General features: G+C 68.7%; 10 protein-coding genes and 1 pseudogene. 6 read left to right on the top strand and 5 right to left on the bottom strand.

Annotated features, from left to right (window positions below; translation table 11 throughout):
* Positions 1–124 precede the first annotated feature (124 nt).
* Positions 125–919: an IclR family transcriptional regulator gene (locus tag AQJ54_RS32555; RefSeq protein ID WP_079070109.1), complete on the top strand. Its 795-nt coding sequence runs from the start codon at positions 125–127 to the stop codon at positions 917–919.
* Positions 920–1,018: 99 nt separating this feature from the next.
* Positions 1,019–1,456, top strand: coding sequence for an SsgA family sporulation/cell division regulator (locus tag AQJ54_RS32550; protein ID WP_020134113.1), 438 nt, complete (start codon positions 1,019–1,021; stop codon positions 1,454–1,456).
* 200 nt (positions 1,457–1,656) lie between these two features.
* Here the strand turns inward: AQJ54_RS32550 and AQJ54_RS32545 are convergent.
* Positions 1,657–3,180, bottom strand: a pseudogene (locus tag AQJ54_RS32545) (YibE/F family protein); the annotation flags it as partial.
* A 787-nt stretch (positions 3,181–3,967) separates the two neighbouring features.
* Between AQJ54_RS32545 and thiC the strand changes: the two are divergent.
* On the top strand, positions 3,968–5,815 hold the full coding sequence (gene thiC, locus AQJ54_RS32535; protein ID WP_062243354.1) for a phosphomethylpyrimidine synthase ThiC: 1,848 nt from the start codon (positions 3,968–3,970) through the stop codon (positions 5,813–5,815).
* A gap of 69 nt (positions 5,816–5,884) precedes the next feature.
* Here thiC and AQJ54_RS32530 read toward each other — a convergent pair whose 3' ends face one another.
* The 4 genes from AQJ54_RS32530 to AQJ54_RS32515 all read right to left on the bottom strand — a co-directional run bounded on the left by AQJ54_RS32530 (position 5,885) and on the right by AQJ54_RS32515 (position 10,228).
* Positions 5,885–6,454 (bottom strand): DUF4240 domain-containing protein, encoded by a 570-nt coding sequence (locus AQJ54_RS32530; protein WP_062243352.1) that lies wholly within the window; start codon positions 6,452–6,454, stop codon positions 5,885–5,887.
* Between the two features lie 227 nt (positions 6,455–6,681).
* Positions 6,682–7,542: a hypothetical protein gene (locus AQJ54_RS32525; protein ID WP_062025605.1), complete on the bottom strand. Its 861-nt coding sequence runs from the start codon at positions 7,540–7,542 to the stop codon at positions 6,682–6,684.
* 193 nt (positions 7,543–7,735) lie between these two features.
* Positions 7,736–8,791 (bottom strand): metallophosphoesterase, encoded by a 1,056-nt coding sequence (locus AQJ54_RS32520; RefSeq protein ID WP_062243349.1) that lies wholly within the window; start codon positions 8,789–8,791, stop codon positions 7,736–7,738.
* A 324-nt stretch (positions 8,792–9,115) separates the two neighbouring features.
* Positions 9,116–10,228: a LacI family DNA-binding transcriptional regulator gene (locus tag AQJ54_RS32515; protein ID WP_078852003.1), complete on the bottom strand. Its 1,113-nt coding sequence runs from the start codon at positions 10,226–10,228 to the stop codon at positions 9,116–9,118.
* Between the two features lie 444 nt (positions 10,229–10,672).
* On the opposite strand from AQJ54_RS32515, the gene hisC reads away from it, so the two are divergent.
* The 3 genes from hisC to cydB all read left to right on the top strand — a co-directional run bounded on the left by hisC (position 10,673) and on the right by cydB (position 14,486).
* Positions 10,673–11,752 carry a histidinol-phosphate transaminase gene (gene hisC, locus AQJ54_RS32510; RefSeq protein ID WP_062243348.1) on the top strand — a complete coding sequence of 360 codons (1,080 nt, stop codon included), beginning with the start codon at positions 10,673–10,675 and terminating at the stop codon, positions 11,750–11,752.
* Positions 11,753–11,951: 199 nt separating this feature from the next.
* A complete protein-coding gene (locus AQJ54_RS32505; RefSeq protein ID WP_062243345.1) occupies positions 11,952–13,460 on the top strand; it encodes a cytochrome ubiquinol oxidase subunit I in 1,509 nt (502 codons plus the stop codon).
* Positions 13,461–13,478: 18 nt separating this feature from the next.
* The gene (gene cydB, locus AQJ54_RS32500; protein WP_062025597.1) at positions 13,479–14,486 is read left to right on the top strand and encodes a cytochrome d ubiquinol oxidase subunit II; all 1,008 of its coding nucleotides are present in this window, start codon (positions 13,479–13,481) and stop codon (positions 14,484–14,486) included.
* Positions 14,487–14,496: the final 10 nt, after the last annotated feature.

Genomic DNA, 14,496 nt, shown 5'->3' with positions numbered 1-14,496 from the left:
AGCTCAGGCGTCGGCTGTTGCAGTTCAGCCGACGGCTCCCGCACAGTCGACGGTTTCCGCGCGACAGACGGCCGCGCCTCGGTCGGCAGCTCCTTTCAGGCCGTCGGGGCACGAGTCCACTCCCGTGCAGCGACGCGCCGCGCCCCCCGTCGAGCACGTCGAGCAACCTCACACCGCGACCCTCATCGGCTCGGTCCAGCGAGCGATGCGTCTGCTCGAATCCGTCGCGGAGCACGAACACGGAGCCCCCGCCAAACAACTCGCCCGCGAGACCGGGCTGGCGCTCCCCACGGCCTACCACCTGCTGCGCACCCTGGTGCACGAGGGCTATCTGCGCCGCGACAAGGGCCTGTTCTTCCTCGGTGAGGCGGCCGAGCGGCTCAGCAGCAGCGGGGCCCAGCAGAAACGTCGCAGCACCGTGGTCGAGGCGCTCGCGCACTGGCGAGATCTGATCGGAGTTCCGGTCTACTACGCCCAGTACCGGGACGGCGAGATCGAGGTTCTCTGTGTCTCCGACACCCCGGGCAATCCGGCTGTGGAGGAGTGGGCCGACTTCCGTGAGACAGGGCACGCGCACGCCATCGGCCAGTGCCTGCTGGCCCAGCTCAATGAGGCGGCCCGGCGCGACCACCTGGACCGCTATCCGGTGCGTTCCATCACCCCGTACACGGTGCGCGACCACCACAGCCTGCTTCGCCGCCTGGAACGGACCGGCCGGATGCAGCCGGTGATCGAGCGTCAGGAGTACGCGCTGGGGACCGTGTGCGCGGCGATTCCGATCACGTTGGGTAATGCCGCGGCAACGATGGCCGTCTCCCTGCCCGTTCATCAGGCCGACCGGCTGTGGGCCGTCACCCAGCAATTGCAAGAGGAAGTCGGGCGCCGGATGGGTTCGCTCGCGATCTCTATCAGTATCTGAAAACTCACTCCTTGTGATCTGTTGTGTACGTTCAGCAAGATGCCACCAGTGTCAGAGGGATCATTCCCGGCCATACGAAGGCAGATGACGGGGTAGGCGATGCGCGAGTCCGTACAGGCAGAGGTCATGATGAGCTTTCTGGTGTCGGAGGAACTCTCCTTCCGCATCCCGGTGGAGCTGCGTTACGAGACCGAGGATCCCTACGCTGTCCGGCTGACCTTCCATCTGCCGGGTGATGCCCCGGTCACCTGGGCTTTCGGGCGCGAGCTGCTGATCGACGGCGTGGGGCGGCCCTGCGGGGAGGGCGACGTACGTGTCTCGCCCGCCGGTCCCGACACGCTGGGAGATCTGCTGATCAGGCTTCAGGTCGGCGGCGACCAGGCGCTGTTCCGTTCGTCGACGGCGCCGGTCATCGCCTTCCTCGACCGCACCGACAAGCTGGTGCCGTTGGGGCAGGAGGCGGCGATGGCCGACTTCGACGCGCATCTCGACGAGGCGCTGGACCGGATCCTGGCGGAGGAGCAGAGCGCGGGCTGACGCCGGGCGGTCGGGAGCTGGGCGGAACGCTTCACCTTTTCACTTGGGAGGGCGAAGGAACGCTTCTGCCGACGAGGGCGGGGCGGGCGGCTGAGGACTCCTTGAACGGCGACCCGCTGTGGGGGGCCGCCGTGAGCCTTTCGGTACGGCGGGAAGCCCCAGCCTGCCTGTGTACGGGCCGGCCGGGCTGTCGTGGCCGCTCAGTGCCTGCGGCGGCGACCCTTCCCGCCGCGGGCCGGAGTCGGGCGGCCGTCGGCCGTCCCGGCGCTCACACTGGTCGCCGGCGCGGGTGCCGGTGCCGTAGGTGCGGCCGCGGACCCTCCTGCCCCTGCCCCCGCTGTTTCCGCCCCCGGCCGGTCGGCCGAGACCACCAGGGCCGCGAGAGCCGTGGTGACCGGAACCGAGGCGACCAGGCCGATCGAGCCGACCAGGGTGCGCACGATCTCCTCCGCCACCAGCTCGCTGTTGGCGACCGTGCCCACACTGGACTGGGCGATCGAGAAGAGCAGCAGCAGCGGCAGTGCGGCACCCGCGTAGGCGAGCACGAGGGTGTTGACGACGGAGGCGATGTGATCGCGGCCGATACGGATACCGGCGCGGTACAGGCCTCGCCAGCCCATCGTCGGGTTGGCCTCGTGCAGTTCCCACACCGCCGACGTCTGGGTGACCGTCACGTCGTCGAGGACACCGAGCGAGCCGATGATGACGCCGGCGAGCAGCAGACCGCTCATGTCGATCGACGGATACAGCCCGTGGATCAGGCCGGTGTTGTCGTCCGTGTTGCCCGTCAGCGCGGCCCAGCCGATGAACTGCGAACCGAGGACGCCGATCAGCAGCAGGGAGATCAGCGTGCCCAGTACCGCCACGGACGTCCGGGCCGACAGGCCGTGGCACATGTAGAGGGCGATCAGCATGATGGCGCTGGACCCGACCACCGCCACGACCAGCGGGTTCGAGCCCTGGAGGATCGCGGGCAGCACGAAGAAGTTCAGCAGCAGGAAGCTCACGGCCAGGGCGACCAGCGCCATGACACCGCGCAACCGCCCCACGATCACGACGACCAGCGCGAAGATGCCGGCGAGCAGCCCCATCGGGAACCTGCGGTTGACGTCGGCGACCGAGTACTGGAGGTCCCTGGGCGCCGAGGGTTCGTACGCGACCACGACCTTCTCGCCCTCGTGCAGCTGCCGCGACTGGTCCGGCTGGACGATCTCCGTGAAGGTGCGGCCCTTGTCGTCGCCGGTGTCGACCCGGATCGTCGCCTTCTTGCAGGTGCCCTTCGCCTGCTGCTCGGCGGAGGAGCCCTCGGCGGTCGAGGTGTCCCCGGTCGGGGTCTCCCCTCCGGCGTTCACCGACTTGCAGCTGACACTCACGACTGTCGTGACCGTGGCCTGCTGGGTCTGCCGGTCGAAACCGACTCCAGTGCGTTCGTGCGCCGGGGCGCCACCGGGCCACAGCACCGCGAGTCCGACGACGACCGCCCCGGCGAAGGGGATCAGGATCGCCGCGATGACCTTGCGCAGATGCTTGGAGACGGGGGTCGCCGGGCCGTGGCTGTGACTGTGGCCGTGCGAGTGACCGCCTCCGCCTCCGCCACCGCCGTTGCCTCCGCCGCCGTTGCCTCCATCGCCACCACCGCCGTCTCCGTGACCGGGGTTGCCGCCGGTTTCGTGTCCGTGGTCGTGTCCGGGGGCGCCGGAATGGTGCCCGTGACCGTCATGGGGGGCGTGGGTGCCGCCCTGGCCGTACCCACCGAAGCTCTCACCGTGACCGCGGTCGCCACCGAAGCCCTCGCCGTGACCGCGCCCGTCCTGGAAGCCCTCGCCCCGGTCGTGGCCTCCACCGAAGCCTTCGCCGCGGCCGTTGGAGCCATACCCGGGGCCAGGCCCCTGCTCCCCGCCGGCCCCCGACCCGTATCCCTGCGGATAGCCCGGAGCACGCCCAGCACCGGGCTGCCCGGGAGCCTGCGCTTGGTCAGGCCGCTGGTCAAGCCCCTGACTAGGCCCCGGACCAGGCCGCTGACCAGGCCCCTGACCAAGCCCTTGGCCGGATCCCTGCCCACGCCCCTGCGTCTGCCCCAGCGCCTGCCCGTGCCCGAAAGCGTCCCAGCCGCCGGAATCGGGCGCGCCCGTACGACCGTTGCCGTCCGCGGTGCCGCCTCCCGGACGGCCTCCCGGACCGTCCCCGGGGCCGTTTCCGGAGCCCGGTCGGCGCTGCGGCTCGGGAGGCGGGTACGGGGGCTGATGTGTCGTGGTCACCGCCCGATCATCGCAAGAACGAATGGGGCCCCCTGTTCACCGCGCCCGAATTGACGCTAGCGTGGTGGCACCTTTGTACACGCGGGAGCTCGGAGCACCGGGCTGAGAGGGCGCTGACCTCCGTCCCAGCGATGTTTCACGTGGAACGTCCTCACGCGAGAGTGACGTTCCCCACGAAACGTCGGCAGACGGAAGCCGCTGCGTCGACCGCCGAACCTGTTACCGGGTAATGCCGGCGTAGGGAGTAGGTCTCATGACCATCAAGGACGCACGCACGCCTGCCTCCAACCAGGACGAACAGTCCATTCAGGGTGAAAGCTCAACACAACACCCCATGCAACCCCCCACGGAGGCCGGGAAGTCCATCGGCTGGCACAAGGCGTACGTCGAGGGCTCGCGCCCCGACCTGCGTGTGCCAGTCCGCCAGGTGCACCTCACCAACGGGCAGTCGGTCACGCTGTACGACACCTCGGGCCCGTACACCGATCCGCTCACCGAGACCGATGTCCGTCGGGGGCTCAGCCCGCTCAGGGAGAACTGGATCGTCGCCCGCGGAGACACCGAGGAGTACGCGGGCCGTCCCGTGCGCCCCGAGGACGACGGGATCAAGCACACCTCTCCCCGCGGCGGCAATCTGCGCAACCTCGACGCGGTGTTCCCGGGCCGGCCCCGTCTTCCGCGGCGCAGCCGTGACGGCAGCGCGGTCACCCAACTCGCGTACGCCCGCCGGGGAGAGATCACGCCGGAGATGGAGTACGTGGCCATCCGGGAGAACGTCGATCCGGAGGTGGTGCGTGAGGAGATCGCGGCGGGGCGTGCGGTGCTGCCCGCGAACGTCAACCACCCGGAGATCGAGCCGATGATCATCGGCAAGCGGTTCCTGGTGAAGGTCAACGCCAACATCGGCAACTCCGCGGTGACGTCCTCCATCGAGGAGGAGGTCGAGAAGATGACCTGGGCGACCCGTTGGGGCGCCGACACGGTCATGGACCTCTCCACCGGCCGCAACATCCACACCACCCGTGAGTGGGTGCTGCGCAACTCCCCCGTCCCGATCGGCACGGTGCCGCTCTACCAGGCGTTGGAGAAGGTCGACGGCCGGGCCGAGGAGCTGACCTGGGAGATCTACAAGGACACGGTCATCGAGCAGGCCGAGCAGGGCGTGGACTACATGACGGTCCACGCGGGCGTGCGGCTGCCGTACGTACCGCTGACGGCGAACCGCAAGACCGGGATCGTCTCGCGCGGCGGTTCGATCATGGCCGCCTGGTGCCTCGCGCACCACAAGGAGTCGTTCCTCTACGAGAACTTCGAGGAACTGTGCGAGATCCTCGCCGCCTATGACGTCACCTACTCGCTGGGCGACGGTCTGAGGCCGGGCTCGATCGCGGACGCCAACGACGAGGCGCAGTTCGCGGAGTTGAGGACGCTCGGGGAACTCAACACGATCGCCAAGCGTTTCAACGTACAGACCATGATCGAGGGCCCGGGACATGTCCCGATGCACAAGATCAAGGAGAACATCGACCTTCAGCAGGAGATCTGCGATGAAGCTCCGTTCTATACGCTCGGCCCGCTGACCACTGACGTCGCGCCGGCGTACGACCACATCACCTCCGGCATCGGCGCCGCGATGATCGCCTGGTGGGGCACGGCGATGCTCTGCTACGTCACGCCCAAGGAGCACCTGGGTCTGCCCAACCGGGACGACGTCAAGACGGGCGTCATCACCTACAAGATCGCCGCCCATGCGGCGGACCTCGCCAAGGGGCACCCCGGGGCACAGGACTGGGACGACGCCCTGTCCGACGCCCGCTTCGAGTTCCGGTGGGAGGACCAGTTCAACCTCGCCCTGGACCCGGACACGGCTCGTGAGTTCCACGACGAGACGCTCCCGGCGGAACCGGCCAAGACGGCCCACTTCTGCTCCATGTGCGGACCGAAGTTCTGCTCGATGAAGATCAGCCAGAGCATCAACGAGCGGTTCGGCGGGACGGCGGCCGAGGGGGCCTCACCTGAGGAGGTCGCCGAGGGAATGCTTCAGAAATCGAAGGAGTTCGCGGCGAGCGGGAACCGGGTGTACTTGCCGCTGGCGGAGTAGTCCCGGTCCGCCACCAGGACGGCCCGCACCCGCGACTGCACGGCGTCGCGGGCCGCCCTGTTCGCCGAGTCAGTCGCGCCCCGCGAGGAAGAGTCGTGCCAGCCGGGGGAGACGGCGATGCATCTCCTCCGGGTCGTCGAAGTCGAAGTCCTCCCCCATGTCGGTGGGTTCGTCGCCCTGCCCGTCGGCCGGCCGGTACTTCGCCCAGGCCTCGTTGAAGGCGTCCGCGCTTCCTGCAAGGCGTTCGAAGACCTTGCAGGCCGCGTAGTTCACGTCCTCGTAGAACAGGGCTGCGTCACCCCGGGCGTTCGCTGCTTCGACGACATCGGGGTGCTCAGCGAGGCTGTCGGGGTCCTGGGCAGTGCGCTCGTACCAGTCGCGTCCGGACGCGATCACTCCCGCGCGGAAGTCCATGAAGCTGTCGTCGGAGCAGCCGCCGCCGATGAGATAGGCCGCCGCCCAGACATCCCAGCGGTACAGAGCGTCGTGCACGTCGTCGAAGCGTTCGGCGTACTCCAGGATCTCCTGTGAGGGGCAGCCGCTGAGGTGGTCCACCAGCGACTCGTCGAAGGGCGAGCCCGAGGCGGCCGCGGACGTACGCGCGGATTCGACGAGGGCCCAGAACCGGTCTCTGTTCATGGGGCCGCACTGTGCCATCCCGGTCTGACAATCAGCGGAGTCCAGTCTCCACCTGCCGAGTGACGAGCAGCCGTGCGCGCAACGGCCTGTCGGGCCACGGCGGTGGCAGGGGTCGCCCGTGCTTCACCGCGTGCGCCGCCCCACCCCGCATCCGGCTTGCGCTCCCCTTGTGGGCACGTCGTGGGCACGTCGTGGGAACGCAAGCCGAGGGGCTCTGCCGGGCGGTGTCAGTCCGGCTGGTGTTCCGGCCCCCCGAAGTCCGGGCTCGTGTAGTCCGGGCTGCTGAAGCTCGGGCGGGAACTGGAGGCTCCGTCGTCCGGACTGCTGAACCCGGGGCGGTCGTAGCCCAGGCTGGGCATGCGGCTGGTCGGGGCCGGCGGTGCCGTGTGGTGCAGTGCAGCGGTGCCGGGGTCGGCCAGGGCATCTCTGAGGAAGGGCAGCAGGCCGCGTTCCAGCAGGGCCTCCTTCCAGGCGTCCCTGGCCCGGGCCACCTCCCCGGTGAGTTCGCCGTACGCCGTGTCGGGCGTGGGGCGGTTGCGCAGGGCGGTGATCAGCAGGCCGCCCGCGGCGACCAGGATCGCGGCCGCGGTCAGGGCGCCGAACACCCATCCGATGGTGATCATGGCGTGGGCGAACGCCGGCGGCGGACTGAGCATCTGGAGGATGTAGCCCACGAGCAGGAAGATCGCGGCGGCTATCCCGGCGAGGACGGGCGTCAGAACGGCGGCGACGGCGACGGCGCCCGCACCGGCGGTCTCGGCGACCTCTCCCATGGTGGTGGCGAGCCCCATCGCACCGCTGCCCGACTCGGCGGGGCCGGGTTCGTGCACGGACGACAGGGTGGACGGCGCCGGGCGGCGCTGTTCCTCGCGGACCTTCACGTAGTGCTGGTACTCGGTCGCCGCGGCCGCCGTGATGATCGCGGTGGCGTTCAGCGCCATGGTGCGCAGCTGTTCGGGATTCAGCCGCTGTCCGACAGCGGCCAGTTCGGGACGGTGTGGTGCGGAGCGCAGCGCCTCATCGAGGATCCGCTCGTACTCCTGGCGGTCCTCGCTGTGCAGGTGCTGCGGAACGCTGTTCATGTGCATCCCCCGATGCTCCGTAGGGCTTGGGGCTCGCATGCCAACGAGCCGTCGGGCAGAAACGGAGGGGAGCCTGCTACGGATAACCAGATGGTAGAGCGGCTACGGCACAGGGTGACAGGGGGTTTCCAGAAATTGGCCTCTGGCCTGCGCGGTCTCCGGTCACTCCACGAGGGGGCAACGTCTGCCCTGTGAACCGTCAGATGTCCAGGGGAAGTTGCTGGACCAGCAGCTTTCCGGCCATGGTCACTCCGCCGTCCATCGCGATGGCGAGTCCGTCCGCGTAGACGTGCGGTCCCTCGACCACCGGGCCGGAATCGTCCTCGCCCTCTTCGGAGCCCACTTCGCCGAGCAGATAGGGGATCGGGCTGTGGCCGTGCACGATGCGGACCCCGCCGTAGGTGTCGAGCAGCGAGCGCACATGGTCGGCGCCGCCCTCGTCGCGGAAGGAGAAGCGCTTGGTGAACTTGCGGAACAGGTCCCACACCTCGTCCGCGTCGTTGCGCGTGATCGTCTCGCGGACGGTGTCGTTGACCGCCTCGATCGAGTCGCCGTAGTCGAGGTACGCGGTGGTGTCGGAGTGGACGAGGAGGTGGCCGTCGACCTCCTCGACCGCGTCGAGGCGGGACATCCACTGGAGGTGGTGGTCCTGGAGGCGGTCCATGTCGGTCTTCTGGCCGCCGTTGAGCAGCCAGGCCGCCTGGAAGGTGGCGGTGCCCGCGCCGGAGTTGACGGGGGTGTCGCCGAACCGCTTGGCGCCGAGGAGCAGCAGCTCGTGGTTGCCCATCAGGGCCTTGCAGTAACCGCCGGCCGCGGCGGCCTCCGCGGACAGCCGCATCACGAGGTCGATGACGCCGATGCCGTCCGGACCTCGGTCGGTGAAGTCGCCGAGGAACCACAGCCGGGCGGTGCCCGCGCACCAGTTGCCGGCCGCGTCGACGAGGCCCTTCTCGTGGAGTGCGGCCATCAGTTCGTCGAGGTAGCCGTGGACGTCACCGACGACGAACAGCGGGCCGGGGCCGTCCGCCGCGAGCCCCTCGTGGTCGGGCGTGGCCTGGAGTCCCTCGGCGGGATGGATGACGGGAAGGTCCTGCTCGGTGGGGGTGTACCCGTCCGGGTAGGCCTCGTCGGGGGCCGGAACGACGTCGCTGCTGTGGCCGTACGGACCGGTCTCGTTGACGTACGCGGGCACCCGAAAGTCGCGCAGCACCGCAGTGCGCTCCACCTCGGGTCCCTGACCGGCCCCCTGAGTCATCAGACCCCTCCACCATCGCGCCGCATCTGCACCGCTTCGGACTGCCTGGTCGCAGCGGCCCCGCGGTGTCGTGGGCCCATCATAGGAATGCGGATCGCGCCGTGTGATGACCCAGGGGTGGTGAATCGGAGCAAGACTCCAGTTCACCGCGGCATTCGCCCCGATTGGGCCGGGCTTCGTCCCTCGTCCACCGGCCCGCACCGGAGATGTCCGGTGGAACAGGTCACCGGCGCGGGTCACCGCATGGCGTTGACGCAGAGTGCCGGACGCCACACAAACGCACAGCACAGGCACAGGCGTCTGCACCAGCGCCGGATTCTCGCCCTACCCCTTCTCCGGCGACCGCGGCGGACTCACCGTCGTGCGCGGCGCGCGCCGCTGGGACGAGGTGCGCACGATCAGTTCCGTCGGTATCACCTGCTCGACCGGCTGGTCCGACTCGACCCCCTCGATGGCGTCGATGAGGAGCTGGACCACGGCCGTGCCGATGCGGCGCGGCTTGAGGGAGAGCGTGGTGACGGGCGGCTCGGTGCTGGCGTACACCGTGGACTCGGAGCAGCAGACGATCAGCAGGTCGTCCGGCACGCGCAGCCCGTAGCGGCGGGCGGCGGCCAGCAGGTCCGTGCCGTTCGGGTCGAAGAGGCCGTAGACGGCGTCGGGGCGGTCGGGCCGGGCGAGCAGCCGGTCGGCGGCGACCGCGCCCGCGCACGGATCGTGCGCCGGGTAGGCCTCGTAGACCGGATCCTGGCCCACCCGCTCGCACCAGCGCAGGTATGCGGTGGTCGACAGGTGCGTGTAGGTGTCGGTCGTCGTGCCGGTCAGCAGGCCGATGCGGCGGGCGCCGGCGTCGGCCAGGTGGTCGAGGATGCCGAGGACGGCGGCCTCGTGGTCGTTGTCGACCCAGGCGGTGACCGGCAGGGCGCCCGCCGGGCGGCCGTCGGAGACCACCGGCAGTCCCTGCCGGACCAGCTCGCTGACGACCGGGTCCTGGTCGGACGGGTCGATGACCACGGTGCCGTCCAGGGCGACGTTCGACCACACGTCGTGACGCGAGGTCGCGGGCAGGATGACGAGGGCGTAGCCGCGGGCGAGCGCGGCGGAGGTGGCGGCCCGCGCCATCTCGGCGAAGTAGGCGAACTCCGTGAAGGTGAAAGGTTCATCCCCGTACGTCGTCACGGTCAGGCCGATGAGCCCCGACTTGCCGGTACGGAGGGTTCTGGCCGCGGCGGAGGGCCGGTAGCCCAGCCGGTCGGCGACCTCCCTGACGTGGCGCCGGGTGGCGTCCGGGAGCCTGCCCTTGCCGTTCAGGGCGTCGGACACGGTCGTGATGGAGACTCCGGCGGCGGCGGCCACGTCTCTGATGCCCGCCCGACCCGGCCGGCTGCCTCGACGTGAGGTTTCCGCGCGGCTCACCTGGTGCTTCCCTGCTGCTGTCATGGCGAGCCGATAGTAGGGCTCATGCGGTGGGGTAGGGCGGACGCATATGCACGCGTTGACAGGCACGTTTCTGCAAGGTCATTAACCATCAACTACCTGTGAAACAAAGTCAGTTAAACGATCCAATGGCACTACGTGACTTGTCGGCACGCATGAGCCTGCCAAGCCCCCGATGTTTCGAAGAGGTCTCAACTCACCTTCACGGGTGACGCGCGCCAGGGCGTGAGCCACCGGCGCATAGATATATGTGGCCGCGCCCCTCGTTTCGTCTGCCTTCGTACAGCGATGCCCCTGATGCCTGTGGGGCGTATGAGGTCGGAGCCGAACCGCACTCGGCGGCTCGCACCTGTACGCAGCAGCGCTCAATCCTCATAAGGTGAGCAGTATTGGAGGCCGCCGACAGAGCCGGCCGCCATCGAGCCGGTGGTCACGAGGAGGACTGTGGTGAGCGAGACGAGCCCCAAGCTGCGCGCCGAGCTGGAGGGTATCCCCACCTACAAGCCGGGCAAGCCCGCCGCGGCCGACGGTCCGGTGGCCTACAAACTGTCCTCCAACGAGAACCCGTACCCGCCGCTGCCGGGCGTCCTGGAGCGGGTGGCGGCCGCGGTGTCCTCGTTCAACCGCTACCCGGACATGGCCTGCACGGCCCTGATGAACGAGCTGTCCGAGCGCTTCGGCGTCCCGGTCTCCCACCTCGCCACCGGCACCGGCTCGGTCGGGGTCGCCCAGCAGCTCATCCAGGCCACCTCGGGACCGGGCGACGAGGTGATCTACGCCTGGCGGTCCTTCGAGGCGTACCCGATCATCACGCAGGTCAGCGGTGCCACCTCGGTGAAGGTGCCGCTGACCGAGGGCGATGTGCACGACCTGGACGCGATGGCCGACGCGATCACCGACCGCACCCGGCTGATCTTCGTCTGCAACCCCAACAACCCGACGGGCACGGTCGTGAAGCGGGCCGAGCTGGAACGGTTCCTCGACCGGGTGCCGAGCGATGTGCTGGTGGTCCTCGACGAGGCCTACCGGGAGTTCATCCGTGACCCCGAGGTCCCGGACGGCGTGGAGCTGTACCGCACCCGCCCGAACGTCTGTGTGCTGCGCACCTTCTCCAAGGCGTACGGCCTCGCCGGCCTGCGCGTCGGTTTCGCGATCGCCCACGAGCCCGTGGCGGCGGCGCTGCGCAAGACGGCGGTGCCCTTCGGGGTCAGCCAGGTCGCGCAGGAGGCGGCGATCGCCTCGCTGCGGGCCGAGGACGAACTGCTGGGCCGGGTCGGCTCACTGGTCTGTGAGCGCAACCGGGTCGTGGAGGGGCTGCGCGCCCAGGGCTGGACGGTGCCCGAGACCCAGGCCAACTTCGTGTGGCTGAGGCTGGGGGAGCGCACGGTCGACTTCGCGGCCGCCTGCGAGCAGCACGGTGTGGTCGTACGGCCGTTCCCCGGCGAGGGTGTGCGGGTGACGGTCGGGGAGAACGAGGCGAACGACATCTTCCTGAAGGTGGCGGAGGGTTTCCGCAAGGAGATGTGACGACGGTCGAGCGCCGCGGGGCGCCCTGGTTCCACGTGAAACCAGGGCGCCCTTTGTCATGGGGCCGACCGGTCCCCACCAGGTGTGACCTATCGGACCCTTCGAGGGACCCCCCGCCCATCCCACCTCGAACTGTCATGCGTCATAATTGCTTGTGAATGTGAACGCTTTCACAAGCGTCCTAGTTAGGAGCGGCACCGTGGACCTGGCTTTGGCGCCGGAGACCCTGGCGCGATGGCAGTTCGGCATCACCACCGTCTACCACTTCCTCTTCGTCCCGATCACGATCTCGCTGGCCGCCCTGACGGCCGGCCTGCAGACCGCCTGGGTGCGCACGGAGAAGGAGAAGTACCTCAAGGCGACCAAGTTCTGGGGCAAGCTGTTCCTGATCAACATCGCGATGGGCGTGGTCACCGGCATCGTGCAGGAGTTCCAGTTCGGCATGAACTGGTCCGACTACTCGCGCTTCGTCGGTGACGTCTTCGGCGCCCCGCTGGCCTTCGAGGCCCTCATCGCCTTCTTCTTCGAGTCCACCTTCATCGGCCTGTGGATCTTCGGCTGGGACAAGCTGCCCAAGAAGATCCACCTGGCCTGCATCTGGATGGTCTCGATCGGCACGATCCTGTCGGCCTACTTCATCCTCGCGGCCAACTCGTGGATGCAGCACCCGGTCGGCTACCGGATCAACGGGGCGAAGGGCCGGGCCGAGCTCACCGACTTCTGGCTGGTGCTGACCCAGAACACCGCGCTGGCCCAGGCCTTCCACACGCTCAGCGCGTCCTTCCTCACCGGTGGCGCGTTCATGGTCGGCATCGCGGCCTTCCACCTGTTCCGCAAGAGGCACATCACCGTGATGAAGACCTCGCTGCGGCTGGGTCTTGTGACCGTGGTCATCGCGGGCATGTTGACCGCGATCAGCGGTGACACCCTCGGCAAGGTCATGTTCAAGCAGCAGCCGATGAAGATGGCCGCGGCCGAGGCCCTGTGGGACGGCCAGAACTCGGCGCCCTTCTCGATCTTCGCCTACGGCGATGTCAGCAAGGGTCACAACACCGTCGAGCTGTCTGTCCCCGGCCTGCTGTCGTTCCTCGCCGACGACACCTTCGACTCCTACGTCCCCGGCATCAACGACACCAACAAGGCCGAGCAGCAGAAGTACGGCCCCGGAGACTACCGGCCCATCATCCCCGTCACCTTCTGGGCGTTCCGCTGGATGATCGGCTTCGGGATGGCGTCCTTCGCGATCGGCCTGGCCGGACTCTGGCTGACCCGCAAGAAGTTCATGCTCCCGCAGCACCTGCGGGTCGGCGAGGACGAGGTGCCGCACCTGGTCCTGTTCCGGAACAAGGCCCTCAGCCCCAAGCTGGGCCGGCTCTACTGGCTGGTGGCGATCTGGACCCTGGGCTTCCCGCTGATCGCCAACTCCTGGGGCTGGATCTTCACCGAGATGGGCCGCCAGCCCTGGGTCGTCTACGGCGTCCTCCAGACCCGGCACGCGGTCTCCCCCGGTGTCTCGCAGACCGAGGTCCTCATCTCGATGATCACGTTCACGACGCTGTACGCGATCCTCGCCGTCGTCGAGGTCAAGCTGCTCGCGAAGTACATCAAGGCGGGCCCGCCCGAACTCACCGAGGCCGACCTGAACCCGCCCACGAAGATCGGCGGCGAAGCGCGTGACGCCGACAAGCCGATGGCCTTCTCGTACTAGGCCGAGGGAGAGCGAGTCATGGAACTTCACGACGTCTGGTTCGTGCTCATCGCCGTCCTGTGGACCGGCTACTTCTTCCTGGAGGGCTTCGACTTCGGGGTCGGCGTCCTCACCAAGCTCCTCGCCCGCAACCGGCTCGAGAAGCGCGTCCTGATCAACACCATCGGCCCGGTCTGGGACGGCAACGAGGTGTGGCTGCTCACCGCGGGCGGCGCGACCTTCGCCGCCTTCCCCGACTGGTACGCCACCCTCTTCTCCGGCTTCTACCTGCCGCTGCTGGTCATCCTGGTCTGCCTGATCGTCCGCGGAGTCGCCTTCGAGTACCGCGTCAAGCGGCCCGAGGAGAACTGGCAGCGCAACTGGGAGACCGCGATCTTCTGGACCTCCCTCGTCCCCGCGTTCCTGTGGGGCGTCGCCTTCGGCAACATCGCGCACGGGGTGAAGATCGACCGGAACTTCGAGTACGTCGGCAGTATCTGGGACCTGCTCAACCCGTACGCCCTCCTCGGCGGACTGGTGACGCTCACCCTGTTCACCTTCCACGGCACGGTGTTCACGGCCCTCAAGACGGTCGGCGAGATCCGTGAGCGGGCGCGGAAGCTGGCCCTCAAGGTCGGTCTCGTCACCGCCGCACTGGCGGTGCTCTTCCTGCTGTGGACCCAGATCGACAGCGGCGACGGCAAGAGCCTGGTCGCCATGGTGGTCGCCGTGGCTGCCCTGGTCGCCGCCCTCATGGCCAACCAGGCCGGGCGTGAGGGCTGGTCGTTCGCGCTGTCCGGCGTCACCATCGTGGCCGCCGTGGCGATGCTCTTCCTGACGCTCTTCCCCAACGTCATGCCGTCCTCGCTCAACCCGGACTGGAGCCTGACGGTCACCAACGCCTCGTCGAGCGCGTACACCCTGAAGATCATGACCTGGCTGGCCGTGATCGCCACACCTGTGGTCATGCTCTACCAGGGCTGGACCTACTGGGTCTTCCGCAAGCGCATCGGTACACAGCACATCGCCGCCGACATCGCGCACTGAGGTGTGTTTC

The organism is Streptomyces griseorubiginosus, from assembly GCF_001514195.1.
In the GTDB taxonomy this organism is placed as follows: Bacteria; Actinomycetota; Actinomycetes; order Streptomycetales; family Streptomycetaceae; genus Streptomyces; species Streptomyces griseorubiginosus.
The sequence above is the reverse complement of the archived record's forward strand: the minus strand, read 5'-3'. Positions and strand labels throughout refer to the sequence as shown.

Excerpts from the sequence above, each read along its gene's own strand:
- AQJ54_RS32550 (WP_020134113.1), top strand. The coding sequence starts at position 1,019 with ATGCGCGAGTCCGTACAGGCAGAGGTCATGATGAGCTTTCTGGTGTCG.
- thiC (WP_062243354.1), top strand. The coding sequence starts at position 3,968 with ATGACCATCAAGGACGCACGCACGCCTGCCTCCAACCAGGACGAACAG.
- AQJ54_RS32530 (WP_062243352.1), bottom strand. The coding sequence starts at position 6,454 with ATGAACAGAGACCGGTTCTGGGCCCTCGTCGAATCCGCGCGTACGTCC.
- AQJ54_RS32525 (WP_062025605.1), bottom strand. The coding sequence starts at position 7,542 with ATGCACATGAACAGCGTTCCGCAGCACCTGCACAGCGAGGACCGCCAG.
- AQJ54_RS32520 (WP_062243349.1), bottom strand. The coding sequence starts at position 8,791 with ATGACTCAGGGGGCCGGTCAGGGACCCGAGGTGGAGCGCACTGCGGTG.
- AQJ54_RS32515 (WP_078852003.1), bottom strand. The coding sequence starts at position 10,228 with ATGACAGCAGCAGGGAAGCACCAGGTGAGCCGCGCGGAAACCTCACGT.
- cydB (WP_062025597.1), top strand. The coding sequence starts at position 13,479 with ATGGAACTTCACGACGTCTGGTTCGTGCTCATCGCCGTCCTGTGGACC.